General features: G+C 31.9%; 22 protein-coding genes. 15 read left to right on the top strand and 7 right to left on the bottom strand.

Going from position 1 to position 24822, the window contains the following annotated elements:
• Positions 1–438: 438 nt before the first annotated feature.
• Genes CXF68_RS19705 through CXF68_RS19685 form a run of 5 tightly spaced genes read left to right on the top strand, consistent with a single transcriptional unit; the run spans position 439 to position 5142 of the window.
• Entirely contained in the window at positions 439–1743 is a 1305-nt protein-coding gene (locus tag CXF68_RS19705) for a polysaccharide deacetylase family protein (RefSeq protein ID WP_101046993.1), read from the top strand.
• Positions 1744–1770: 27 nt separating this feature from the next.
• Positions 1771–2448 carry a YjjG family noncanonical pyrimidine nucleotidase gene (locus tag CXF68_RS19700; RefSeq protein WP_101046991.1) on the top strand — a complete coding sequence of 226 codons (678 nt, stop codon included), beginning with the start codon at positions 1771–1773 and terminating at the stop codon, positions 2446–2448.
• 21 nt (positions 2449–2469) lie between these two features.
• Complete coding sequence (locus CXF68_RS19695) at positions 2470–3015, top strand: hypothetical protein (RefSeq protein ID WP_101046989.1); 546 nt, start codon at positions 2470–2472, stop codon at positions 3013–3015.
• On the top strand, positions 3015–4394 hold the full coding sequence (locus tag CXF68_RS19690; protein WP_101046987.1) for a DUF5723 family protein: 1380 nt from the start codon (positions 3015–3017) through the stop codon (positions 4392–4394). The genes CXF68_RS19695 and CXF68_RS19690 overlap by 1 nt, the downstream gene beginning before the upstream one ends.
• A gap of 1 nt (position 4395) precedes the next feature.
• Positions 4396–5142, top strand: coding sequence for a hypothetical protein (locus tag CXF68_RS19685; RefSeq protein WP_101046985.1), 747 nt, complete (start codon positions 4396–4398; stop codon positions 5140–5142).
• Positions 5143–5181: 39 nt separating this feature from the next.
• On the opposite strand, the gene CXF68_RS19680 is transcribed toward CXF68_RS19685, so the two are convergent.
• Positions 5182–6453 (bottom strand): replication-associated recombination protein A, encoded by a 1272-nt coding sequence (locus CXF68_RS19680; protein WP_101046983.1) that lies wholly within the window; start codon positions 6451–6453, stop codon positions 5182–5184.
• Positions 6454–6475: 22 nt separating this feature from the next.
• On the opposite strand from CXF68_RS19680, the gene CXF68_RS19675 reads away from it, so the two are divergent.
• Positions 6476–7234 carry a rhomboid family intramembrane serine protease gene (locus tag CXF68_RS19675; RefSeq protein WP_369800543.1) on the top strand — a complete coding sequence of 253 codons (759 nt, stop codon included), beginning with the start codon at positions 6476–6478 and terminating at the stop codon, positions 7232–7234.
• Between the two features lie 38 nt (positions 7235–7272).
• Here CXF68_RS19675 and rlmB read toward each other — a convergent pair whose 3' ends face one another.
• The 6 genes from rlmB to CXF68_RS19645 form a co-directional block, all read right to left on the bottom strand.
• On the bottom strand, positions 7273–8010 hold the full coding sequence (gene rlmB / locus CXF68_RS19670; RefSeq protein WP_101046981.1) for a 23S rRNA (guanosine(2251)-2'-O)-methyltransferase RlmB: 738 nt from the start codon (positions 8008–8010) through the stop codon (positions 7273–7275).
• Positions 8011–8124: 114 nt separating this feature from the next.
• Positions 8125–8631 carry a hypothetical protein gene (locus tag CXF68_RS19665; protein WP_101046979.1) on the bottom strand — a complete coding sequence of 169 codons (507 nt, stop codon included), beginning with the start codon at positions 8629–8631 and terminating at the stop codon, positions 8125–8127.
• Between the two features lie 14 nt (positions 8632–8645).
• Positions 8646–10064, bottom strand: a complete 1419-nt coding sequence (locus CXF68_RS19660) for a SusD/RagB family nutrient-binding outer membrane lipoprotein (protein ID WP_101046977.1) — start codon at positions 10062–10064, stop codon at positions 8646–8648.
• 20 nt (positions 10065–10084) lie between these two features.
• A complete protein-coding gene (locus CXF68_RS19655) occupies positions 10085–13234 on the bottom strand; it encodes a SusC/RagA family TonB-linked outer membrane protein (protein ID WP_101046975.1) in 3150 nt (1049 codons plus the stop codon).
• 122 nt (positions 13235–13356) lie between these two features.
• Entirely contained in the window at positions 13357–14916 is a 1560-nt protein-coding gene (locus tag CXF68_RS19650) for a SusD/RagB family nutrient-binding outer membrane lipoprotein (RefSeq protein WP_101046973.1), read from the bottom strand.
• A gap of 12 nt (positions 14917–14928) precedes the next feature.
• Positions 14929–18222: a SusC/RagA family TonB-linked outer membrane protein gene (locus tag CXF68_RS19645; protein ID WP_101046971.1), complete on the bottom strand. Its 3294-nt coding sequence runs from the start codon at positions 18220–18222 to the stop codon at positions 14929–14931.
• Positions 18223–18544: 322 nt separating this feature from the next.
• Here CXF68_RS19645 and rpsL point away from each other — a divergent pair, with 322 nt between their 5' ends.
• From rpsL to rpsS, 9 genes are all read left to right on the top strand, one after another.
• Positions 18545–18919 carry a 30S ribosomal protein S12 gene (gene rpsL / locus CXF68_RS19640; RefSeq protein WP_028887479.1) on the top strand — a complete coding sequence of 125 codons (375 nt, stop codon included), beginning with the start codon at positions 18545–18547 and terminating at the stop codon, positions 18917–18919.
• 32 nt (positions 18920–18951) lie between these two features.
• Positions 18952–19428 (top strand): 30S ribosomal protein S7, encoded by a 477-nt coding sequence (rpsG, locus tag CXF68_RS19635; RefSeq protein WP_028887478.1) that lies wholly within the window; start codon positions 18952–18954, stop codon positions 19426–19428.
• 3 nt (positions 19429–19431) lie between these two features.
• Positions 19432–21549: an elongation factor G gene (fusA, locus tag CXF68_RS19630; RefSeq protein WP_101046969.1), complete on the top strand. Its 2118-nt coding sequence runs from the start codon at positions 19432–19434 to the stop codon at positions 21547–21549.
• 12 nt (positions 21550–21561) lie between these two features.
• Positions 21562–21867, top strand: a complete 306-nt coding sequence (gene rpsJ / locus CXF68_RS19625; RefSeq protein WP_024740605.1) for a 30S ribosomal protein S10 — start codon at positions 21562–21564, stop codon at positions 21865–21867.
• 282 nt (positions 21868–22149) lie between these two features.
• Positions 22150–22767 (top strand): 50S ribosomal protein L3, encoded by a 618-nt coding sequence (rplC, locus tag CXF68_RS19620; protein WP_101046967.1) that lies wholly within the window; start codon positions 22150–22152, stop codon positions 22765–22767.
• Positions 22767–23396, top strand: coding sequence for a 50S ribosomal protein L4 (gene rplD / locus CXF68_RS19615; RefSeq protein ID WP_101046965.1), 630 nt, complete (start codon positions 22767–22769; stop codon positions 23394–23396). Before rplC ends, rplD begins: the two co-directional genes overlap by 1 nt.
• A gap of 8 nt (positions 23397–23404) precedes the next feature.
• Positions 23405–23695, top strand: a complete 291-nt coding sequence (rplW, locus tag CXF68_RS19610) for a 50S ribosomal protein L23 (protein WP_101046963.1) — start codon at positions 23405–23407, stop codon at positions 23693–23695.
• Between the two features lie 11 nt (positions 23696–23706).
• The gene (rplB, locus tag CXF68_RS19605) at positions 23707–24531 is read left to right on the top strand and encodes a 50S ribosomal protein L2 (RefSeq protein ID WP_101046961.1); all 825 of its coding nucleotides are present in this window, start codon (positions 23707–23709) and stop codon (positions 24529–24531) included.
• A 3-nt stretch (positions 24532–24534) separates the two neighbouring features.
• Entirely contained in the window at positions 24535–24813 is a 279-nt protein-coding gene (gene rpsS, locus CXF68_RS19600) for a 30S ribosomal protein S19 (RefSeq protein WP_028887472.1), read from the top strand.
• Positions 24814–24822 lie beyond the last annotated feature (9 nt).

The raw sequence follows: 24822 nt of genomic DNA, 5'->3' as shown, positions 1-24822 counted from the left end.
TATATCGTGTTTATTAAAATTATAGAGGCTATAATTAGCCTTTAAAAGGGTAGTTTGCTAAAGTGTGTAAAGTAGTGGATAATCCTCTTAATAATAATTTATATGTAAATTTTAAGTTTTTAATTTATAGCGTTTTTTCCTGTTTTAGAAAGAGAATAAATCCAGAAGTTCTGTAAGTAGATTGTAGAGTTATTAGTTTTATATTGTCATAACAATAAAGGGATATTATAGATGGAGATTTCTATAAGTGATAAAATAAGTTCAAGAAAAAATATAGTTATCAGTTATTATGAAACGTTTTTAATTAGATGAATTTATTTCTTATGACAAGAGAAAAATGAATAGTTATGATCTATTTACGTGTTAGTTAAAAAGCGTATTTTAGCCTTTACAGATTAAGAAACTTTATATAAGTTCTAATACTTTTTATAATTACAGATGATACTTATTTACACACATAAAGTTACACCTCGTGTTCGTTATGTTTTTAAACATATATTTACACGAATATTACAAATTCAGACTAAATTCACAGGAAAAGTTGAAGATTTTGTTGCTTACAATGGTCCTAAGTTTTCATATACGAATGTTGCCTTAGGAAAAGAATTTTTTGTTAAAAGTAACGAATTATTGTTTCAGCAAGGAGTTAAGGATTTTGAGATTGATATAAAAAAATGGGGTGATGTTCCTTGTTTTTTTGAAACAGAAGAGCAGTCAGAAATTCCTTTTGATATTTTTGCAGCTAGTTTTTATTTAATTTCTAGATATGAAGAATATTTACCGCGAACAAAAGATAGTCATGAACGGTTTTCGGCAACAGAAAGTATTGCTTTTAAATATGGTTTTTTAGAAAAGCCAGTAGTTGATATTTGGGCATATAAATTTTTAGAAATTTTAAAACTTAAATTTCCTACTTATGAGCATTCTACAAGAAAATATCAATACATTTCTACAATTGATGTAGACAATGCTTTTGCATATAAATACAAAAGTTTTGTGCGAACTATTGGTGGTTTTTTTAAAGATATAATACACCTAAAAATAGTAACGGTTTGGGATCGGTTTGCAGTGCTATTTAATATAAAGAAAGACCCATTTAATACTTTTAAATCGATTATTGAATTAAAAAAAATATATGAGGTTAGAACTATTTTTTTCTTTTTGATAGGTGATTATACTACTTTTGATACGAATGTGTCTGCTTCTAAAAGTAAGTTTAGATTACTAATAAAAGACATGGTTGATTATGCTCGAGTTGGTTTACATCCGTCATATTATACAATGCATAACAACTTATTATTAAAAAAGGAAAAAGAGCGTTTAGAGAATATTATTAATATGCCAATAAGACGCTCTAGACAACACTATTTAAGGTTTTCATTACCTGAAACATATCAAAATTTAATTGATTTAGAAATAGAAGAAGATTATTCTATGGGGTATGTTAGTCATGCGGGTTTTAGAGCAAGTACTTGCTCTCCCTTTTATTTTTATGATTTAGACTTTGAAATTCAGACACCTTTAAAGATATTTCCATTTGCATTAGTTGATACTACTTTAAACGATTATATGAAGCTAACACCTAAGCAATCTTTAGGTAAAATTAGGGATTTAAGAAATGAAGTTAAAGCTGTAAATGGAGTTTTTATAACTGTTTTTCACAACGAAAGTTTAAGTAATTATCAGCGATGGAAGGGATGGAGTCGAGTGTATAGTTCTATGTTAAAAATAGTAAGAAATTAATTTTTCATCTAATAAAAGTATAAGAGAATGAATATAAAGCACGTGTTTTTTGATTTAGACCACACCCTTTGGGATTTTGATAAAAATTCGAAATTAACTTTTCAACAAATTTTCGAAGAACAAAAAATTGAATTAGAACTAAATAAGTTTCTAGAAGTTTATGTGCCTATAAATCTTAAATATTGGAGGTTATATCGAGAAGATAAAATTTCTAAATCAGATTTAAGATTTAACAGATTAAAAGAAGTTTTTGTAACTTTAAATTATAATGTATCAGATAATTTAATTATTACAATTTCTGAAGATTATATTAAGTATTTACCAAACTATAATCATTTATTTAAAGGAACTATTGAGGTTTTGGAGTATTTAAATAAAAAATATAAATTGCATATTATTACAAATGGTTTTGAAGAAGTTCAAAAATTGAAAATTGAAAATTCAGGAATAGATGCATATTTTAAAGAAATAATTACATCAGAATCTATAGGGGTTAAAAAACCAAACTATAAAGTCTTTGAATTTGCTTTAATGAAGGCAAAAGCAATGCCACAAAATTCTATAATGATAGGAGATAGTTATGAAGCAGATGTAATGGGGGCATTAAACGCTAACATGCTAGCAATTCATTTTTCAAATGAAGTAAAACCCCAATCAGGTGTATTAAGTATTCAATCACTAATAGAGTTAAAGCAATTTTTGTAAAATTTAAACGTCCGGGTATTTATGGCTAATAAACATGTTTTTATATTAATTTTAAGTGTTTTTTTATATAGCTCTTGTGTGAAAGATCTTGATTTTAAGCAAGCTGAAAATATAGAATTAACACCAACTATGGTAGCTGCATTAGTAAATATAGATATTAAACAAACGTCTATTGTTAATGCTATAGGTGTTGAGAATACCGAGTTTGTTGATGTATCAAGATTTGATATTTTTTCTAACTCAGTATTTGAAAAAGTAGAAAGAATGGTTGTTCATTTTGATATTACAAATCCATTTAATAGGAATTTTACATTGTTATTAACTTTTTACGATGATAATAGCACTGTTACTTATCAATTTCCGTTAATAACGATACCTGATGACATAGTTAATTATAAGTTTTCACATGAAATAATTATAGCAAATTCGCCACTTATATTAAATTCGAAAGAATTGAATTCAACAATACAGTTATTACCAAGTTTAGATGGGACAATAATCAATGTAAATGATAATAAAACATTTAAAATTAATTCTTCAGGAGTTTTTTATTTTAAAATTAATTAATGAAAAAATACATTACAATTTTATTTATTACAGGGTTTTTTCTATCTAAAATTTGTTTTTCTCAAAACAAACAAATTCTATATGGGTTTGATAAAATACCTCAAACATTGTTATTAAACCCAGGTGTAAATATGAATCAAAAATTTCATATTGGAATTCCTGTTTTATCAGGAGTTTCTTTTCAAACGGGTGCAACAGGGTTAACAGTAGCAGATTTATTTAGAGATAATAATATTGATTTTACAACAAAACTTTTTAATCTAATAGATAAGGTTAGTGCAGATGATTATATACAGGTTCACTCTCAAATTGAAATATTAAACGCAGGATATGAGTTAAACAAAAGGGATTATCTAAGTTTTGGTTTTTACACCGAATTAGATGCTTTTATGAGTATGCCAAAAGATGTTTTAATCTTACTAAGAGATGGTAATAATGCTCATTTAAATAAGGATTTTTTGTTATCTGAAATAAGTTTTAAAACTGAGGCTATTAGTGTTTTACATGCAGGAGTATCTAGAAAAATAAATAAAAAATTTACAACAGGGGCTAGAATAAAAATTTATTCAGGAATCGTTAACGCGACATCTACAGAAAATACAGGTTCTTTTAAAACTGCCTTAAATAAGAATAATGAATATGCTCACCACCTAAATAATATTAATGCAGTTATACAAAGTTCTGGGTTTTATGATGAAAATGACAAAACTGTAGATAGAAGCGATTTAATTGGTAGGTCATTATTAGGAGGTAACTTAGGTTTGGGTTTTGATATTGGTTTTACATATAAATTAGATAGTCAAACTGAAATTACAGCTAGTTTATTAGATATTGGTTTTATAAATTACTCTAAAGATGTTTTAAATTCAGAAATAAAAGGAGATTACACTTTCTCTGGAATAGATTTTCAATATGATGGAGCAACTAATGATTATTGGCAAAATTTAAATAATGATTTTAAAAATAAGGTACCATCTACTAAAAATAGAAAATCATACAGTGTTATGCGGCCTATAAAATTTAATAGTTCATATAAATATAGTTGGGGAAAGAGTAGGAATGAAGAGAGTTGTAGTGATATGAGTTATCAAAAATTTTATAATAATGCAGTAGGAGTACAGTTGTTTTCTGTTTTCAGACCAACGGGGCCTAAAATCGCTTTAACTAGTTTTTATGAAAGGAAACTGTCAGGTAAAATTAATACTAAGGTTACGTATACCATCGATGATTTTTCATATGCTAATATTGGAATGGGATTATCAACAAAAATAGGGAAAGTGAATGTTTATGGCATGTTAGATAATTTACTTAAAATAAATGATATTGCTAAATCAAACAGTGTATCTTTTCAATTTGGAATAAATTTAATATATAATTAAAATGAAGAAAATATTTTTTATTTTATTGATGATAACAACATCAATATTTTCACAAAAACAGGTCAATAAATATAAATATGTTATTGTACCTAATAAATTTGATTTTGTTAAAGAAAAGGATAAATATCAAACAAGTTCACTAACCAAGTTTTTATTTAATAAATATGGATTTGTTGTTTTTTTAGCTGATGAAAATTTACCTGAAGATTTAGTAAATAATAAATGTTTAGCTTTATTTGGAACGGTTAAGAATAATTCAAGTTTATTTACAACAAAAACAATTGTTGAGTTACGTGATTGTTCTGGTAAAATAATATATTCATCTAAAGAAGGAATTAGTAAAGAAAAAGATTATAAAAAGGCATATCATGAAGCAATCCGAAACTCATTTGAATCTATAAAAAAAATAAAATATAAGTATGAACCTGTTGCGAGTATTTCTATTCAAAAAGAGGTTAAAAAGATAAATAAACCCTCAAAATTAAAGGTTATTAGTGATCGTAAAAGGACAACTAAGAATATAAAATACGCAAATGTAATTAGTTTATATGCACAGCCAACTGTAAACGGATTTCAATTAATAAATACAAAACCTGAAGTAGTTTATCAAATATTAAAAACGAGTGTTGAAGATGTTTTTATTTTAAAAAATAAAAAGGGAATTTTATATAAAGATAATAATATATGGGTTGTAGAATTTTATTCAAAAGGTCTTAAATTCATTGAGAATTATCAAATTAAATTTTAAAGTGTATATTTTAAAAAGAGGGTTTATTGCCCTCTTTTTTTAGTAATTATATTTATCCTTCCAACGCTGTTTTAATAAATCTCTAAACTGATTTTCACGAGCATTATTACCAGGCTCGTATAATTTAGTGTTTTTGATTTCATTAGGTAAAAATTCTTGATTAACAAAATTACCTTTGTAATTATGAGAATACTGGTACTCTTTACCATAATCTAAATCTTTCATTAATTTTGTAGGAGCATTCCTTAAGTGCAATGGTATTGATAAATCACCGGTTGTTCTTACTAAGTTTTGAGCTTCACCAATAGCCATATATGAAGCATTACTTTTTGCTGAATTTGCTAAATAAATAGCACATTGACTTAATATAATTCTAGATTCAGGATTTCCTATTACAGCAACTGATTGAAATGTAGTATTAGCCATTATAAGCGCAGTAGGGTTTGCATTACCTATATCTTCAGAAGCGGCAATAAGCATTCTTCTGGCAATAAATTTAACATCTTCACCTCCTTCAATCATTCTTGCTAACCAATATACTGCGGCGTTGGGGTCACTACCTCTAATCGATTTTATAAAAGCTGATACAATATCATAGTGTTGTTCACCAGTTTTATCATAACGAACTGTATTATTCTGAATTTTTGATAGTACAAGCTTATTTGTAATTTCAATTTTATTATCAGCAGCTACTAAAAGTTCAAAAATGTTTAATAATTTACGAGCATCACCACCAGATACTTGTAATAAAGCATCAGTTTCTTTTAATTTAATTTCCTTCTTAGAAATAAATTCGTCTTTTTTCATTGCTCTATGCAGCAATGCTATTAAATCATCTTTATCAAAGGAATTTAAAATATATACTTGACAACGAGAGAGTAGGGCAGGTATAACTTCAAAACTAGGGTTTTCTGTAGTAGCACCAATTAAAGTTACCCAACCTTTTTCTACAGCACCTAATAAAGAGTCTTGTTGTGATTTACTAAAACGATGAATCTCATCAATAAATAGAATTGGATTTTTTTGAGTGAACAATCCTCCACCTTTCTTGGCTTTCTCAATTACTTCTCGTACATCTTTTACGCCAGAACTTATCGCACTTAAAGTATAAAATGGACGACCAGATTCATTCGCAATAATATTAGCTAAAGTAGTTTTTCCGATTCCTGGAGGTCCCCAAAGTATTAAAGAAGGGATTATTCCTTGTTTTATGTGATTTGTTAAAATTCCGTTTTCACCTACTAAGTGTTGTTGACTAATATAGTCTGATAAATGTAGTGGACGTATTCTTTCTGCCAAAGGTTGATTCATGCCGTAAAAATAGAAAAGATTTATGACAGATGTTCCGAAAATATTGTTTGGATTTATTTTTGTTATTTTAAGAATGATGAAAACAAATAATCAATTAAAATTTTCGAACAGTATTTTTCTATTTCCATTCACTGCTGTTTTTCTAATATGGTTTATCTATTGGATTGAAATTAAATTTGGATTTAATTTCAATAAGTTTGGGATTTTCCCAAGGGAAATAAACGGGATATTAGGGGTTTTTAGTTCGCCGTTTATACATGGTGATACTAATCATTTATTTAATAATTCTATTCCTTTATTTGTGCTGTCTACTTGCCTTTTTTATTTTTATAAAAAGGTAGCAGTTAAAGTTTTGGTATACGGAGGTTTACTTACAGGTATTTTAACATGGATTATAGCAAGAGAGTCTTATCACATTGGTGCAAGTGGAATTGTATATTTGCTTTTTAGCTTTGTTTTTTTTAGTGGCTTAATAAAAAAACATTATAGATTAGTTTCAGTTTCTTTAATTACAATATTTTTATATGGAAGTATGATTTGGTATGTGCTACCAATAAAGGAAGGAATGTCGTGGGAGGGACATTTATCGGGATTAATTACAGGTGTTATTTTGTCTTTTTTATATAGAAAAAGCGGAATTGTAAAAGAAAAATATGAATTTTCAAAAACAGAATTTGATAAAATGTTTGATGAGAACGGTAATTATGTACCACCAGTAATATTAGAAGAAGATGAATTACCTGAATTAAATTATAAATATTTTTATAAAGAAGAGAAATAAAAAATCCTGCATAAAGCAGGATTTTTTATTTTTAGATATTATTTTCTTTGTCTTATTGTCTCATACAGAAATACTCCACAAGCAACCGAAACATTTAAAGATTCAATTTCTCCCAATAAAGGAAGTTTAGCTTTATAATCAGCCATTTTTAAGACAGAGTTACTTACTCCTTTATGTTCAGAGCCCATTATAATAGCAATAGGTTGATTAAAATCTACATCATATACATTATCTTCAGTTTTCTCTGTAGCTGCTACAAATTTAACACCAGCTGCCTGTAATTGAAACATTGCGTCCTTAATATGATCTACTTTGCAAATTGGCATTTTGAAAGCTGCACCAGCAGAAGTTTTTATTGTTTCTGCATTTACTGGAGCACTACCACTTTTTTGAATAATTATACCATCTACACCTGTACATTCTGCTGTTCTAATGATAGCACCAAAATTTCTTACGTCTGATACTTGATCTAAAAGTAAAAATAAAGGCGTTTTGTCCGATTCTAAAGTAGTTTCAATTAAGGTTTCCAAATCATGAAAATTAATTGGAGAAATTTTAGCTACCGCACCTTGATGATTACTATGTTTAGATAAACGATCTAATTTTTCAGTAGGCACAACACTTGTTGATATTTTATTTTTCCTTAATAACCTGTCTAGTTCAAAAAATAAATCTCCTCTAAGACCTTTTTGTAAATATACTTTATTAAGTGAAGCGTCACTTTCAATAGCTTCAATTATAGCTCTAATACCAAAAATAGTAGTGTTTTCTTCCATATTGCAAATGTATAGAGTTAATATTTATAAAAAAATTAAAAATAAAAAAACCTGTAGAAATTTATCTACAGGTTTTAAATATCAAATAAAAAGTTTATTTGATGATAGTTTTAATTAGTTAAGACTGATAGTTGCTGTTGTTAATGGTGCAGAACCAGTTCTACCTACTCTAATTTCACCATCAGGGCTAGAAGCTCCCGTAAGTGTTATCTCAAGTACTCTTGTAGTAGCTGATAATACTGTAACAACTATATCTTCGTTATCAGCAAGGTTATCATTAGCATCAGTACCTTGACTATGCATAATTACAACACTACCACCAGCAGTAGTAGCTCCAGCAATAGTATAATCAACACCAAATACAGCAGTTCCACCAAAAGTGTAAGTAACTGTAGTGTTATCAAGAGCATTTACATTATTAGGTATTTCAACACTAACATCTAAATCATCTCCATTAGACGCAGCTAAACTATAAGTATTAACTGCTCCATCTGGGTTAAAAGCTACATAGGTACCAGGAATAACTTCTAGGTTTAAACCAGCTTCATCTGCATCAAAATTGTCATTACATCCTACTAAAAGGCTTAAAGACATAAATAATAATAATATATTTTTTTTCATCTTACTTTTTTTTATTATAAGTTTTCAAACCACATTGGTGTATTTGTAGGCAAAGGACTTGGAGTATTTACATTCGCACCAATCTCATCTGGTGGATAGTTAAATCTTTTAAGAAAAGTCGGAATACTTGAACCAGGAGGCGTTGCTAATACCGGAACTTTATTTCTTCTAACATTATTCCAAGCTAATACAGGCATTAAAAACGAAGCTAAATATTGTTCATTATAAACATCATTAATTGTAGGAGTAGTTAAAGTCCCTAAATAAAGGGCAATATCTGCATCACTAACAGTATTAACAATATTAGACCCATCTTTACCCCACCATTCTATAGAGTTTTTAATTCCATTCTGGTAGTTAACCATTGCTGAACCAGCAGTTGCAAAACCTTCTAAAGCCAATTGCGCTTTATATAAATCTATCTCAGAAGGTTGCATTAATACATCCGCAAGGGTAGCTCTTATAACATTGTTACTTAAAACAGATGTAGAAGTATCTGGGAAAACTGCATTACCAGGAGCTGGAAGTGTATTTCTAGCTACCCATAAATCCCATCTAGGATCACCAGAGCCATTTAATAAATTATCAATTGGATCACCAGGGCCAAAAACGTTTTGACTTTCATTATCAGGACCAAAAAAAGCAGTAATAATTGTAAATGTACCATTGCTTGCTCCAGGACCTCCTGCGTACTCTAAAAAAGCAGCTTCAGAATTACTCTGCATTAAAGGTTGTGAAAGAGCTGCATTAATTTGAGTTGTAACATCAGCGCCACCAGATTTAAGAAGCATAAGAGATCTTAATTTTAATGAATTTGCCAATATTCTCCATTTACTCATGTCTCCACCATAATACATGTCTGAGTTAGGGTTTATAATAAATGCATCAGCAGGAATAGCATCTATTAAAACAATAGATTCGTCTAATAAACGAACAACACCATTCAATACTGTTTCTTGATTGTCAAATTTAGGTGAAGGAAATGCTACTCCATCAAGAGCTTCAGTAAAAGGAACATCTCCCCATATACTAGTAGCTTCATAAAAGGCGTTAGCACTAAGTATTTTAGCAATAGCATTTACGTTATTACTAGTAGCACCACTAGCTTCAGCATCATTTATTACAAGTTGTAAATTTCCTAATATTTGAGAGTATAACATACCCCATGTATTACCACTAAGAGTACCACTAACATTACCTAGCTTTGGACTATTAAATGTAGCTGAGATGTATTGTGATACATCACAAATTCTTGTACCTAATTCTGTAACTTTTCTTGCTGAATGTTGTACAAAGACATATGGTAAAATTACATTAGGATCGGCTGAACTAGCAGACAACGGATCTGTATTTATATCTAAAGTATCATTACATGCTGTAAAAGAAGCTATAGCAACTGAACAAGCAAGTACGATTGATTTTATTTTTTTCATTTTTTTAATTTTAATTTTATTTAAAATGTCATTTTAACACTAAGTCCTACACTTCTTGTAGAAGGAGTACTTGCTCTTTCTATACCAAAACCACCAGCACCACCAGATCCGAATAAATTAGATTCAGGGTCAATATGTGGAACTTTAGAGTATAATAAAGCTAAGTTTCTACCTTCTACACCGATAGAAAGAGTCTTAAAAAAACCATTTCCATTGTTTAAATAACGAGACGGAAATGCGTAATTTAAACTAACTTCTCTTAATTTTACAAAAGAAGCATCAAATATAAAAGGAGCAGATACAGAACCGTCATCTAAAGAAGTCCAAAAATCTTGAGCGTTTCTTAAAGGAACATCATTATCTTTTCTTGTTACGACTCCAGTAATAGGGTCCGTTGTAACAAGAATACCTTCCGTATCAATAACAGTACCTTCACGACCAACTAATGTTTCTTTAACTAAACCACCTGTTTGTAAATTTTCAACAGTAGATGACTTCATTACACCACCCCATTTAGCATCAATAGTAGCATTTAAAGTAAAACCTTTATAACTGATACGATTTGTAAAACCAGCTGTCCAGTCAGGTAAAACAGAACCAAAAGATTTAAAATCACCAGCTTGCCTTCTACCAGTAGTAGGATCTATTATTGGTCTACCTGTCTCTTCATCTCTAATATAATCGTTAGCATATAATTGAAAAGGTTTTCCTGGTTCAGCAATAACTTGTACGTTACCAAAAGCAGAAGAAAGTGTAATACGTTCTAAACCTTCAACTAATTCAATAACTTCAGAATTAGCCTTAGAGAAATTTATCCCAGTATTCCAAGAAAAATTTTCTGTAGATATTGCAGTTAAATCAAGACCGATTTCAAAACCTTTTTGGTCTACTCGACCTACATTTGCTGTTTTTTGAGCAAAACCTGTAGATTCAGGAATAGCAATATTTAATATTTGATCCTCATTTCTACTATTAAAGTAAGAGAAATCAATTGATAACTTGTTCTTAAACATACGAAGATCAAAACCAAATTCATAAGAAGTTTGTGACTCTGGCTTTAAATTTGCAGGAGGTATTGTATTACTTTTAGAATATGCTAAAGCCCCATTATAAGGAAAATTATTATTTAAACCATATTGGCCGTTAGCAGTACTTATAGGGTTATAAGTGAAATCTAGTTGATATGCACCAGTATCATTACCTACTTGTGCCCAACTTGTTCTGAATTTACCATAAGTTAAAATATCGTTTGAAATATCAAAAGCATCAGTAAACACAAAAGCTAAACTAGCTGAAGGGTAAAAAAATGAATTGTTATCTTTAGGTAATGTAGAAGACCAGTCATTACGAGCTGTTAATGTAAGAGTTGCCCAATTTTTATATCCAAGTTCTGCAGAACCATAAGCTCCTATTAACCTTGATTCAGCAAAATCTCTTGTAGCAATAGTTTGTGCTGCATTACCAGGGCTAAATAACTCAGGAACAGCTAAATCAGTACCTCGAATACGTTGTCTTTCAAACAGTCTTGAATTATATTGAATACCAGTTAAAAGATTTAAAGATAAATCATCACTTAAATTAGTAGTGTAATTTGCGATAAAATCTCCAGTCAATACATTACGTCTAATATTATCAGAATCAAAAGTACCTAATAATCTACCTACAGTAGTTTTACTATTCTCTAATAGTCGTCTATCATCTTCTAAATCGAAACCAACTCTAGCAGATAAAGATAAATCAGTAATTGGCTTATATGCTAATTGAAAATAACCGATATAACGATCATCTTCTCTATCATTCTGATTTTCATTTCTTAAAAATAGAGGATTGTTAGCTAAAACTCTATCATCTCCTTTAACATGGTTTATTTGATTTCCATTAGTGTCAACCCAAGGAGAAAATAATTTTTGATCTAATGTACTACTAAAACTACTTAAACCAATTATATTAGGATCATTAGCTCCTGAAGGAGCTGTACCTATAGTTTCTGCATTTGTATATTGAATACCAAATCTAGACTCTAACTTATCACTATGTTTAACACCAGCATTAAAGTTAAAGTTTAAACGATTAAATTCACTTCCAGGTACTATACCTGTTTGATTAAGAGATGTTATACTTAATCTGTAATCCATTCTTTCAGTAGCATCTGAAATAGAAAAATTATTAATGTTTGTGTATCCAGATCTAAAGAAATCACGGATACCATTATCTTTTACAGCTGTTAATTTCCCTGTTAAACCTGTTACAGGTAAGTTATCTACAATTTGACCACTAATCTTCGGACCCCAGTCAAAACCAACACTACCTCCATTAAACTTACCTTGAGTACCCATTGCATATTCTTGCTGATAATCAGGTACTCTAAATAAGTCATCAACTCTAAGAGAAGAACTAATTGATACTGTAGCATTACCATCAGGGCTTGCTTTACCTCTTTTAGTTGTTACAATAATAGCACCTGCAGCTGCTCTAGACCCATATAATGCAGTTGCTGCTGCACCTTTTAAAATAGTAAGAGATTCTACATCATCAGGATTAACAACAGAAGCACCGTTTCCGAAATCTCTATTTCCTGAAATTCTACTACCTCCTGCAGTTTGACTATCATTAATCAAAATACCATCAACAACCCAGATAGGGCTATTTCTACCAGATAAAGAAGAAACCCCTCTAATAATTATTTTACTAGATCCACCTACATTACCGCCAGAGTTTGTTATTTGAACACCGGTAGCTTTACCTTGAATAGAGTTAAGGATATTACTTTCTCTAGCTACTACTAGATCTTTACCTTTTACAACATCGGTACCATATCCTAATGTTCTCGCTTCTTTTTTTATACCTAAGGCGGTAACAACAACTTCTTCAAGGAGATTATCATTCTCCATAACAAGGTTGATTTTACTCGAGTTAGATACTGTTTTTTGAATGGTTTTCATACCAACAAAACTAAAAACAAGTACATCTCCTGTTTTTGATTTGATAGAATATTTACCTTCAAAATCTGTTTCTGTACCACTTGTGGTACCTTTTTTTAATACAGTAACTCCAGGTAGTGGTCCTGACTCATCAGTGACAGTTCCCGAAATTGTTCTGTCTTGTGCGAAAGATATTTGCACAATTAACGCTAGAAATAGCGTTAAAATTCCATTAAACTTTGTTCTCATTGTGTAATTATTTGAATTAATTAATTGCTAAAATCATAATTTTATCTTAAAAAAACAATTTTTTTAACATAAAAAACGCTCTGATAAAATCAGAACGTTAAAAAATTGTGAAAATTATTTAGTTAATTCATATCCCAAAACAACTTTTGTTCAGCTGTATCTGTTCCTATGGCTGCAGCTGCAGCAGTATAGTTACTACCGTTTAAAGTTTGTTCGATTACAGGGTATGTATATCTGTTTGGAAATCCAGAAACAGCATCGGCGGGTGTTGCCATTGCTGGGAAATCTAAAAGTCTTATTGATGTCCATGCTTCTAATCCTCGGTTGTATAATGCAATCCATTTTTGATTACCAATAACTTCTTTCCAAGGCATAGTCGCAGTACTAGCAGCTAAAACAGTTGCATAATCTACAGTTGGTGCAGCTAAGTATCCTACTGCATCAGCAGAAGAAAGACCCCAGTCTTCAAAAGAAGCTGTAATTGCAGCATCATAATGTTCTTTAGCAGTACCACCTACTACAAAAGTACGAGCAGCAGCTTCAGCTAATAAAAACTCTACCTCTGCATAATCAAGAAGAACTCCTTTAGTGGTAGCAGCTTGAACAAAATCAGATACATGAGAGTGTTTGCTAAAACCGGCAGTACTACCAATTCCTCCACCTAAATATACTGTTTGGCTTACTGAGGGATCAGCGTCTATATTTGAGTCAAAATAATAAGCCATTCTAGGGTCTGTAAATGTTACAGATCCTGGGACAACTGTTGCAGCATCTTTTGTGTCTATTGTTCCGTCTTCGTTAGTATCTGTCAAATATTCATAAAGTCTTGGTTGCATTATTTCTATAATAGTTTTTGCAGCAACAAAATCACTTCTACCACTTAATACTAAGTTGTCATGAATAGGGTTTGTGTTTGGATCCGCAGAATAGTAGGTGAAATCGGCATTATCAGTATTACTTGTGAAAATACCAGTAGCAATTGCTGATTCAACGGTAGATTTTGCTAATGTATTGTCTACGTCAGATAGTAAAATACCCATTCTTAATTTTAAAGAAGCTGCGAATTTTTTCCATTTTGTTACATCTCCATCGTAAACATTATCTGCTGTACGATAACTACCTAAACTAGTATCTAGTGAGTTAATTGCAGTTGTTAAACGAACAATTAGATCTTTATACACTGTTAATCCATCATCATACTTTGGTAATGGGTTGTCAATGTCTAAAGCTTCTGTATATGGTACATTTCCAAAAGTTTCAACTAATAGCGCATAAGTGTAAACATTTAAAATTTCAATAATAGCTAGTTTATTAGGTTTTAAAGCATTCAAATCAGAAGTTGTGTAATTTGTTGCTGTAATAACTTTTTCAGCCTCATTTAAATCTTTTAATACATCTTTAAATAATATATCCCAATGTTGTTGAGGAATATTTCGAGTCAATTGATCGTAGTTACTCTCGTCTGTATACGTTGTTTCCTGAAGAAACTGCGACCATAGTTTTGTGTTGTTATTGTTGACGTTTAGATCAACAACTTGATCCGCTAATGCCTTTTGTGCTCCAGAGAATAAGCTTTCTCCAGGTACAGTGGCAGGGTCTTTTATGTTCTGATTTAGACTTTCTAAATTGTCAGAACAAGAAGCAATAAATATTGCTGCTACTAAAATTAGTATTTTTTTCATTGTGTTTTTTTTTTAGAATTGTAATTTAACGTTAAATCCAAAATCTCTTGTTGTAGGAAGAGATCCTACAGAATATCCTTGTAAGTTACCTGCTGATAAACCAGATTCTGGATCAGCGTGTGGAAGGTTCTTGTGTATTATCCATAAGTTAGAACCAGTAAAGCTAATTGAACCACCTGTTAAGAAAGTGTTATTTAATAATTCTTTTGTGAAGTTATATGTAATAGCAACCTCTCTTAATTTGACATAACTAGCGTCATAAACAAAAGCCGAATTAGGTAATCCTCTTCTGTATCCAAAAGCCCCAAATCTATCAGCTCTAATACGAGTGGTATTTACAGAGCCATCAGCATTAACGCCAGAGTTAATAAAACCACCACTTGTAGCTACATAACCAGCTGAAGGTATTCCTGCTCCATCTGTATCATATTGATTAAATACTAATGGATTTCTTACAGGGTTTCCTAAGTCATTAGTGTAAGCCGTTTCAGCATACAAACCTGTTGCTAAACCATAATATTGATCTAAAGAGAAAATACTACCTCCTTTTTGAATATCAATCAAGAAACTTAAAGAGAAATTTTTATACTTAAAGTTGTTTGAAATACCCATTAACCAATCAGGGTTAGTATCTCCAATTACTTTATCAGAAGTAGTTGATTTAACATACTGACCAGTTGCTGCATCAACAACCTTTTCTCCATCTAAATACGTGTAATCTGTACCTTGAATAACACCGTACGGTTGACCTACTGTTGCGTTAATAGTTACTCCACCTTGAAAAGAACCTAACTGTAAATTAGTAATTCCATCTTCTAATGAAAGAACTTTACTTTTGTTTTTAGACCAATTTACATTAGTATTCCAAGTAAAATTATCAGTTTTTATAGGTGTACCTGTTAAAGATAATTCTATACCTTTATTCTCGATTTCTCCAGCATTTAGTACTTTGTTTAAGTAACCTGAAGCTGTTGATACGGGAACTCTTACAATCTGATCTACAGAATTAGTTTTGTAATAAGCTATATCGAAGCCTAAACGATTTTTTAATAATTTCATATCTAAACCAATTTCAAAACTTTTTGTTCTTTCAGGTTTTAAATTTGGGTTCTTTTTTGTGTTATCTACAGATGTACTTGATGTTCCTGGAGGAATATTTACATCGTAAGTGTCATATAAAAAATCAAAAGGAGCACTATTACCTACTTCAGCATAGTTGGCTCTTAATTTACCAAAAGATAACCAATCAAAATTAGTTAATTTAGAGAATACAAAACTACCTGCAAAAGAAGGGTAGATGAATGAACTGTTGTCTTTCGGTAAAGTAGAAGAATGGTCTCTTCTTACTGTCGCATCTATAAAGAAAGTGTCGTTATAACCAAAAGAAGCACTACCGTATATACCGTCTACCCCAATTCGTTCGTCTCTTTCGATAGCTAAAGGTAAAGGACCTCCACTGTTTTGTAAAGAATAAAGCTTAGGGACACTCAGCCCACCTGCAGTTGAAGAATAAATAGATTTAAAAGTGTTTCGTCTAATGTTTGTACCTACTATAGCTTTTAAGTTTATTTTTTCAGTTAAATCTTTGTCAAGATTAAACATTAAGTCATAATTAGTTTCAGTGTTTGAGATATTTCTTCTACCATATCCAGAATCTACATTTCCTCGACTTACTCCAAATGCTGAAGCAACACTACCGTTAGCTCTTCTTTCTTCTTGTATTTCATTATAAGTATCAGTAGCAATTCTACCAGTTACATTTAGCCAGTCATTTATTTCATAGTTTAATGAAACATTACCTACAAAACGATCTCTAGAGTCACTTTGGTAGTTTTCATATCTTGCCCAATAAGGGTTGTCCCAAAATATTGGAACAGATCCAGCTTTTGAGGTCTTTGGATTCCATGTTACATTTCTTCCTGTAGCGAAATAGCTGTCTTTTTGTTGTTTTAAGTCAACGTTTGTTTGCCACCATTGTCTAAACATCGAATTTATGTTGTCGCCATATCCAGTAGAGTTACGTCCTTTGGCGCTAGTTTTTATGTAGTTAGCGTAAGCTGTGGCTGTGAATTTATCATTCATTTTAAGACTTCCACTCATTGAGAAATTGTGCTTCTTTTGCGAACTATTTGGCATTAACCCTGATTGATCAAACTGAGTATAATTTATTCTATAGTTACCTTTTTCAGTAGATTGATCTAAAGATATAGAGTTTGTTATTGTTACAGGAGATTCGTAAAATGTAATAGGGCCATTTTTTGCGTTAACCCAAGGGGTTGCAGTCCTGTAATTCGGAGATTCTGGGTCAAAAGAATCCCATTGGTAAACAAGTAAGCTGGGGTCAAATGCGGCACCATAAGAGCCATCTTCAGTATATACTGCAACTTGGTCGTCATTTCCATCACCAGTTACATCTTCAATGTTCCAGTGACTACCTGGTCCAGAATAATATGGTCCATAACCAGCACCATATTTAGTTTGGTAATTGGCAAAAGTGCTTTTGTCAATTTTACCAAATGTCATTCCAGAGTTGATTGTTACACCTATTCCTTGTGAATCCTTCCCTTTTTTTGTTGTAATCATTATAACACCATTGGCAGCTCTCGATCCATATAATGCAGAAGCGGCAGCTCCTTTAAGAATATTGATAGATTCGATGTCCTCAGGATTGATATCTGAAGCGGCATTACCATAATCATAGTAGCCACCTACAGCATTACCTTGACTCGTTGAATTTGAGTTTGCGTTACTAATTGGTACACCATCAATAACAAATAAGGCTTGGTTACTTCCTGTAAGAGAAGCATTACCACGTATTACAACGTTAGTAGAACCACCCATATTGTTATTCTTCCTGATTTGAATACCAGAGGCTTTACCAGATAGTGCGTTAACAAAGTTACCACTCTTATTTGTTGTAAGTGCCTCGCCTTTAACTTCTTGAGTTGAATAACCTAATGATTTTTTGTCTCTAGATATACCTAAGGCAGTAACAACAATCTCGTCTAAAACATTGTCACTAACCATAGTAATGTTAATAGCTATTGAGGTATCAACAGTTTTTTCAACACTCTTCATTCCTACAAAATTAAATACTAAAACATCACCAGTTTTAGCTTTGATTGAGTATTTCCCATTGAAATCTGTTTCTACACCAAGTGTAGTACCTTTTTTCAGAATACTAACGCCTGGTAGTGGACCAGTTTCATCAGTAACAGTTCCCGAAATTGTTCTGTCTTGTGCAAAGGAAATTTGCACAATTAACGCTAGAAACAGCGTTAAAATCCCATTAAACTTTGTTTTCATTGTGTAATTATTTGAATTAATTAACCGCTAAATTCATGAATTTATATTAAAATGACAACTTTTTAACGTAAAAAATATAATTAATTTAATATGTTAAGAGTATTTTAAGGTTGGTGTTGGTTTTTCGTGAAATTTGTAAAGTATGTTGTCTTATAATAGTATGTCTGGGTTTTAAAAATAAGTGATTTGCTGATGAAAGACTTTATTAAGTTCTTTTTTAAAATAATTCATTGATATTTGAATAGTTAGAAATTAATTGTACATTTGCACACTCTTTTGAAAAGAGTAATGTTAGTACAAATTAAAAACAAGTAATAATAGTATGCCAACTATTCAACAATTAGTTCGTAAAGGAAGAACCAAAATAACTAAGAAGAGTAAATCGGCTGCATTACAAGCTTGTCCTCAGAGACGTGGAGTTTGTACGCGTGTGTATACCACTACACCTAAGAAACCTAACTCAGCGATGAGAAAGGTTGCAAGGGTTAGATTAACAAATGGTAACGAAATTAACGCGTATATCCCAGGTGAAGGACACAACTTGCAAGAGCACTCGATAGTATTAGTTAGAGGTGGAAGGGTAAAAGATTTGCCAGGTGTTAAGTATCACGTAGTTCGTGGTGCGCTAGATACTGCAGGAGTTGAGGGTAGAACCCAACGTAGGTCTAAATACGGTGCAAAACGCCCAAAGAAGTAAAATTAATCAATTAACTTTTTTAATGTAAAGACATGAGAAAAAGAAAAGCGAAAAAAAGAGTTCTTTTACCAGATCCAAGGTTTAATGACCAATTGGTAACACGTTTTGTAAACAACTTAATGTGGGATGGTAAAAAATCTGTAGCTTTTAAAGTATTTTACGATGCAATGGATATCGTAAACGAAAAAAAGACTGACGAAGAAAAATCAGCCTTAGAAGTTTGGAAAGATGGTTTGTCAAATGTAATGCCACATGTAGAGGTTCGTTCTCGTCGTGTTGGTGGAGCAACATTCCAAATTCCAATGCAAATTCGCCCAGACCGTAAAGTGTCTATGGCAATTAAATGGATGATTACTTATACGCGTAAGCGTAATGAGAAAACAATGGCACAACGTTTAGCCGCTGAAATTTTAGCAGCAGCTAAAGAAGAAGGGGCAGCTGTTAAAAAGCGTACAGATACGCATAAAATGGCCGAAGCTAACAAAGCATTCTCACACTTTAGATTCTAAGAAATGGCTAGAGATTTAAAATTTACTAGAAATATTGGAATTGCTGCTCATATTGATGCAGGTAAAACCACTACTACAGAACGTGTATTGTATTATACAGGTGTTAGTCATAAAATAGGTGAGGTACATGATGGTGCCGCAACTATGGATTGGATGGAGCAAGAGCAAGAAAGAGGTATTACAATTACTTCTGCTGCAACTACTTGTGAGTGGAAGTTTCCTTTGAATAATGGAGAACCAACTGATGAAACCAAAGGATATCACTTTAATATTATTGATACTCCAGGTCACGTTGATTTTACAGTTGAAGTAAATCGTTCATTAAGAGTACTTGATGGATTAGTTTTCTTATTTAGTGCAGTTGATGGTGTTGAGCCTCAATCTGAAACTAACTGGAGACTTGCTGATAATTATAAAGTACCACGTATTGGATTTGTTAATAAAATGGACCGTCAAGGATCTAATTTTATGGCAGTATGTCAGCAAGTTAAGGACATGTTAAAGTCAAATGCAGTGCCAATTGTAATGAACATTGGTGATGAAGATGATTTTAAAGGTATTGTAGATTTAGTGAAGAACCGTGCTATCGTATGGCATGATGAAACTCAAGGAGCTACATTTGATATCATTGATATTCCAGAAGATTTAAAAGAAGAGGCTGCTGAATTACGTGGTAAACTTATTGAAGAAGTTGCTGCTTATGATGAGAATCTTTTAGAAAAATACATGGAAGATGAAAATTCAATTACTGAAGATGAAGTGCATGCTGCGCTTCGTGCTGCAGTAATGGATATGTCTATCATTCCTATGATTTGTGGATCAGCGTTTAAAAATAAAGGTGTTCAGTTCTTATTAGATGCTGTATGTCGTTATTTACCTTCACCAATGGATAAGGAAGCTGTTATAGGTGTAAATCCAGACACAGATAAAGAAGAGAGAAGAAAGCCAGATGTAAAGGAGCCATTTGCTGCTTTAGCATTTAAAATAGCAACAGATCCTTTCGTTGGTCGTTTAGCCTTTTTTAGAGCATATTCTGGTCGTTTAAATGCAGGTTCTTACGTTTTAAATAACCGCTCAGGTAAAAAAGAACGTATTTCACGGATCTATCAAATGCATGCTAATAAGCAAAATGCTATCGATTATATCGAAGCAGGAGATATTGGTGCTGCAGTAGGATTTAAATCTATTAAAACAGGAGATACTTTATCTGATGAAAAGCATCCTATTGTTTTAGAATCGATGGACTTCCCTGATCCAGTAATTGGTATCGCGGTTGAGCCTAAAACTAAAGCAGATGTTGATAAATTAGGAATGTCTTTAGCTAAGTTAGCAGAAGAAGATCCTACATTTACAGTAAGAACAGATGAAGCTTCAGGACAGACTATTATTTCTGGAATGGGTGAGTTACACTTAGATATTATTGTTGATCGTTTAAAACGTGAATTCAAAGTAGAAGTTAACGAAGGTCAGCCACAAGTAGAATACAAAGAAGCTATTACAGCTGTTGCGGAACATAGAGAAGTTTATAAGAAACAATCTGGTGGTCGTGGTAAGTTTGCTGATATTGCATTTACTATGGAGCCAGCTGATGAAGGTGTTCAAGGTTTACAATTTAAATCTGTAATTAAAGGGGGTAACGTTCCTAAAGAGTTTATTCCTTCTGTAGAGAAAGGATTCAAAGAAGCTATGAAGAACGGTCCTTTAGCAGGATATGAAATGGATTCAATGAAAGTAACTTTAAGAGATGGATCTTTCCACCCTGTGGATTCTGATGCATTATCTTTTGAGTTAGCTGCAAAAATGGGTTATAAAGCTGCTTCTAAAGCTGCTAAAGCCAGAATTATGGAGCCATTAATGAAGGTTGAAGTATTAACTCCTGAAGAAAATATGGGAGATATCGTAGGAGATTTAAATAGAAGAAGAGGTCAGGTTAACGATATGAGTGATCGTGCTGGAGCTAAAGTTGTAAAAGCATTAGTACCATTATCTGAAATGTTCGGGTATGTTACTGCTTTAAGAACTATGTCTTCTGGTAGAGCTACTTCTACTATGGAATTTTCTCACTATACTGAAACTCCATCAAACGTTTCTGAGGATGTAATTGCAAAATCTAAAGGTTAATAAGATATTAAGATGAGCCAAAAAATTAGAATTAAATTAAAATCTTACGATTACAACTTAGTAGATAAATCTGCTGAAAAAATCGTAAAGACAGTAAAGTCAACTGGAGCTGTAGTAAACGGACCAATTCCTTTACCAACAAATAAAAAGATTTTTACTGTATTACGTTCACCACACGTAAACAAAAAATCTAGAGAGCAATTTCAATTATCTGCTTACAAAAGATTATTAGATATCTATAGTTCTTCTTCGAAAACTATTGATGCTTTAATGAAACTTGAGTTACCTAGTGGAGTTGAAGTTGAAATTAAAGTATAAGTAAATGACTAACTTTCGGTTTAATTTTGTTAAACCGAAAGTTTTTTATACTTTTGCACACCGAAATCTAGGTTTCGTGGTGTAAAAATTCTGGTTTTAATCAGAGTTTAACATGTCCTGAGGGTTTCGCGAAGGAAAAATGGTAAAAACAAATTCAGAGTGAAGATGTTTTTCGCTCTTTTTTTTACGTTAAATTTAAAAGGAAAACTGAAACATTTGTTTCAAATAATTATTATTAATAGACGCGCTGGATAAAAATCTATCGTCTTAAAATTAACAAATATGTCTGGGTTAATAGGTAGAAAAGTAGGTATGACCAGCTTATTCGATGCAAACGGGAAGAATATTCCTTGTACAGTAATCGAAGCAGGGCCATGCGTGGTTACCCAAGTCAGAACCGAAGAGGTAGACGGCTATAGTGCGGTACAACTTGGTTTCGATGACAAAAAAGCAAAAAGCTCGAATAAAGCTTTAGATGGACACTTTAAAAAAGCTGGTACATCTGCTAAGAAAAAAGTCATTGAATTTCAAGGATTTGACGGAGAGTATAAATTAGGTGATTCAATTACTGTTGAGCACTTTACTGAAGGAGAATTCGTAGATGTTTCTGGGGTTTCAAAAGGTAAAGGTTTTCAAGGTGTTGTTAAACGTCATGGATTTGCCGGTGTTGGTCAAGCAACTCACGGTCAACATAACCGTTTAAGAGCTCCTGGTTCGATTGGTGCTGCATCATATCCTGCAAGAGTATTCAAAGGAATGCGTATGGCAGGTCGTATGGGTGGAGACAAAGTAAAAGTTCAAAATTTAAAAGTATTAAAAGTGGTTGCTGATAAGAATCTTATCGTAGTAAAGGGAGCAATTCCTGGTCACAAGAATACTTTTGTAACTATCGAAAAATAATGAAAGTAGCAGTTTTAGATATTACAGGAAAAGATACCGGTAGAAAAGTTGAACTTTCTAACGAGGTATTCGGTATTGAACCAAATGATCACGCAATTTATTTAGATGTAAAGCAGTACTTGGCTAATCAAAGACAAGGAACTCACAAGTCTAAAGAAAGAGCAGAGATAGCTGGTAGTACAAGAAAGATTAAGAAGCAGAAAGGAACAGGTACTGCACGTGCTGGTTCTATCAAATCTGGAGTTTTCAGAGGTGGTGGACGTATGTTTGGACCAAGACCAAGAAGCTACTCTTTCAAGTTAAATAAGAACTTAAAGCGTTTAGCACGTAAGTCAGCTTTAAGTATACAAGCAAAAGATAATAATATAGTTGTTGTTGAAGATTTTAATTTTGAAACTCCAAAAACTAAAGAATTTATCAATGTTTTAAAAGCTTTAGAATTAGACTCTAAAAAGTCTTTATTTATATTAGGAGAAGCTAGTGACAATGTTTACTTATCATCTCGTAACATAAAAGAAACTAAAGTAGTAAATGCTACAGGAGTTATTACATACAGTGTTTTAGACGCTAAGAAAGTAATTATTTCTGAAAGCACTTTAGAAGGAATTCAATCTAACTTAAGTAAATAGGCAAAGAAATGAGTATTTTAATAAAACCTATTATTACGGAAAAAGCGACAAATGATAGTGAGGTGAATAACCGTTATGCATTTGTTGTAAACAGTAAAGCTAATAAATTGGAAATCAAAGGTGCTGTTGAAGCAACTTATGGTGTAGCAATAAAGTCTGTTAAGACAATGAATTATCCTCTTAAAAGAAAAACTAAGCATACTAAGAAAGGTTTAGTTACAGGAATAACAAGTGGATACAAAAAAGCGATCGTTCAGGTATCTGAAGGAGAAACTATTGATTTTTATAACAATCTTTAAGAAAAGACAAAATGTCAGTTAGAAAATTAAAACCAATAACACCAGGTCAGCGTTTTAGAGTTGTAAATGGGTTCGACACCATAACAACTGATAAGCCGGAGAAAAGTTTACTTGCTCCGAAAAAACGATCTGGAGGTCGAAACAACCAGGGTAGAATGACTACACGTAACATCGGTGGAGGTCATAAACAAAAATACCGTATTATCGATTTTAAAAGAGATAAACAAGGTATCCCTGCAACAGTAAAAACTATAGAGTACGATCCAAATCGTACTGCATTTATTGCTTTACTTAGTTATGCTGATGGTGAAAAGCGTTATGTAATTGCACAAAACGGTTTAACAGTAGGTCAGGTAATCGTTTCAGGTAAGAACTTAGCTCCAGAAATTGGAAATGCTATGTACTTAAGCGAAATTCCTTTAGGAACTACAATTTCTTGTATTGAGTTACATCCAGGTCAAGGAGCTGTTATGGCTCGTTCTGCTGGTTCATTCGCTCAATTAATGGCAAGAGATGGTAAATATGCAACAGTTAAGTTACCTTCAGGTGAAACAAGATTAATCTTGTTAACTTGTATGGCAACTATCGGGGTTGTATCTAATTCAGATCACCAATTACTAGTTTCTGGTAAAGCAGGTAGATCAAGATGGTTAGGTAAGAGACCAAGAGTTAATGCTGTACGTATGAATCCTGTTGATCACCCAATGGGTGGTGGTGAAGGACGTTCTTCAGGAGGACATCCAAGATCAAGAAACGGTATTCCAGCTAAAGGGTTTAAGACTAGATCTAAAACTAAAGCTAGTAATAAGTATATTATAGAACGTAGAAAGAAATAAACCATGGCAAGATCATTAAAAAAAGGACCTTTCGTTCACTATAAACTAGAGAAAAAAGTGTTAACTAACGTTGAAACTGAGAGTAAATCAGTTATCAAAACTTGGTCAAGAGCAAGTATGATTACTCCAGATTTCGTAGGGCAAACAATTGCTGTTCATAACGGACGTCAGTTTGTACCAGTTTACGTTACAGAAAACATGGTAGGTCATAAATTAGGCGAATTTTCACCAACACGTTCTTTTAGAGGGCACGCTGGTGCAAAAAATAAAGGAAAAAAATAGTAGGAAATT

It is taken from the genome of Tenacibaculum sp. Bg11-29 (assembly GCF_002836595.1).
GTDB lineage: Bacteria > Bacteroidota > Bacteroidia > Flavobacteriales > Flavobacteriaceae > Polaribacter.
This window is presented reverse-complemented; position numbering and strand designations above follow the sequence as displayed.

What these genes read in the sequence shown, in the direction of transcription:
- rpsL (WP_028887479.1), top strand. Translation starts at nt 18,545, where the DNA reads ATGCCAACTATTCAACAATTAGTTCGTAAAGGAAGAACCAAAATAACT.
- CXF68_RS19705 (WP_101046993.1), top strand. Translation starts at nt 439, where the DNA reads ATGATACTTATTTACACACATAAAGTTACACCTCGTGTTCGTTATGTT.
- fusA (WP_101046969.1), top strand. Translation starts at nt 19,432, where the DNA reads ATGGCTAGAGATTTAAAATTTACTAGAAATATTGGAATTGCTGCTCAT.
- CXF68_RS19660 (WP_101046977.1), bottom strand. Translation starts at nt 10,064, where the DNA reads ATGAAAAAAATAAAATCAATCGTACTTGCTTGTTCAGTTGCTATAGCT.
- CXF68_RS19690 (WP_101046987.1), top strand. Translation starts at nt 3,015, where the DNA reads ATGAAAAAATACATTACAATTTTATTTATTACAGGGTTTTTTCTATCT.
- rpsG (WP_028887478.1), top strand. Translation starts at nt 18,952, where the DNA reads ATGAGAAAAAGAAAAGCGAAAAAAAGAGTTCTTTTACCAGATCCAAGG.
- CXF68_RS19675 (WP_369800543.1), top strand. Translation starts at nt 6,476, where the DNA reads ATGACAGATGTTCCGAAAATATTGTTTGGATTTATTTTTGTTATTTTA.
- rplD (WP_101046965.1), top strand. Translation starts at nt 22,767, where the DNA reads ATGAAAGTAGCAGTTTTAGATATTACAGGAAAAGATACCGGTAGAAAA.
- rplW (WP_101046963.1), top strand. Translation starts at nt 23,405, where the DNA reads ATGAGTATTTTAATAAAACCTATTATTACGGAAAAAGCGACAAATGAT.
- CXF68_RS19665 (WP_101046979.1), bottom strand. Translation starts at nt 8,631, where the DNA reads ATGAAAAAAAATATATTATTATTATTTATGTCTTTAAGCCTTTTAGTA.
- rplB (WP_101046961.1), top strand. Translation starts at nt 23,707, where the DNA reads ATGTCAGTTAGAAAATTAAAACCAATAACACCAGGTCAGCGTTTTAGA.
- rlmB (WP_101046981.1), bottom strand. Translation starts at nt 8,010, where the DNA reads ATGGAAGAAAACACTACTATTTTTGGTATTAGAGCTATAATTGAAGCT.
- CXF68_RS19695 (WP_101046989.1), top strand. Translation starts at nt 2,470, where the DNA reads ATGGCTAATAAACATGTTTTTATATTAATTTTAAGTGTTTTTTTATAT.
- CXF68_RS19685 (WP_101046985.1), top strand. Translation starts at nt 4,396, where the DNA reads ATGAAGAAAATATTTTTTATTTTATTGATGATAACAACATCAATATTT.
- CXF68_RS19645 (WP_101046971.1), bottom strand. Translation starts at nt 18,222, where the DNA reads ATGAAAACAAAGTTTAATGGGATTTTAACGCTGTTTCTAGCGTTAATT.
- rplC (WP_101046967.1), top strand. Translation starts at nt 22,150, where the DNA reads ATGTCTGGGTTAATAGGTAGAAAAGTAGGTATGACCAGCTTATTCGAT.
- CXF68_RS19650 (WP_101046973.1), bottom strand. Translation starts at nt 14,916, where the DNA reads ATGAAAAAAATACTAATTTTAGTAGCAGCAATATTTATTGCTTCTTGT.
- CXF68_RS19700 (WP_101046991.1), top strand. Translation starts at nt 1,771, where the DNA reads ATGAATATAAAGCACGTGTTTTTTGATTTAGACCACACCCTTTGGGAT.
- rpsS (WP_028887472.1), top strand. Translation starts at nt 24,535, where the DNA reads ATGGCAAGATCATTAAAAAAAGGACCTTTCGTTCACTATAAACTAGAG.
- rpsJ (WP_024740605.1), top strand. Translation starts at nt 21,562, where the DNA reads ATGAGCCAAAAAATTAGAATTAAATTAAAATCTTACGATTACAACTTA.
- CXF68_RS19655 (WP_101046975.1), bottom strand. Translation starts at nt 13,234, where the DNA reads ATGAGAACAAAGTTTAATGGAATTTTAACGCTATTTCTAGCGTTAATT.
- CXF68_RS19680 (WP_101046983.1), bottom strand. Translation starts at nt 6,453, where the DNA reads ATGAATCAACCTTTGGCAGAAAGAATACGTCCACTACATTTATCAGAC.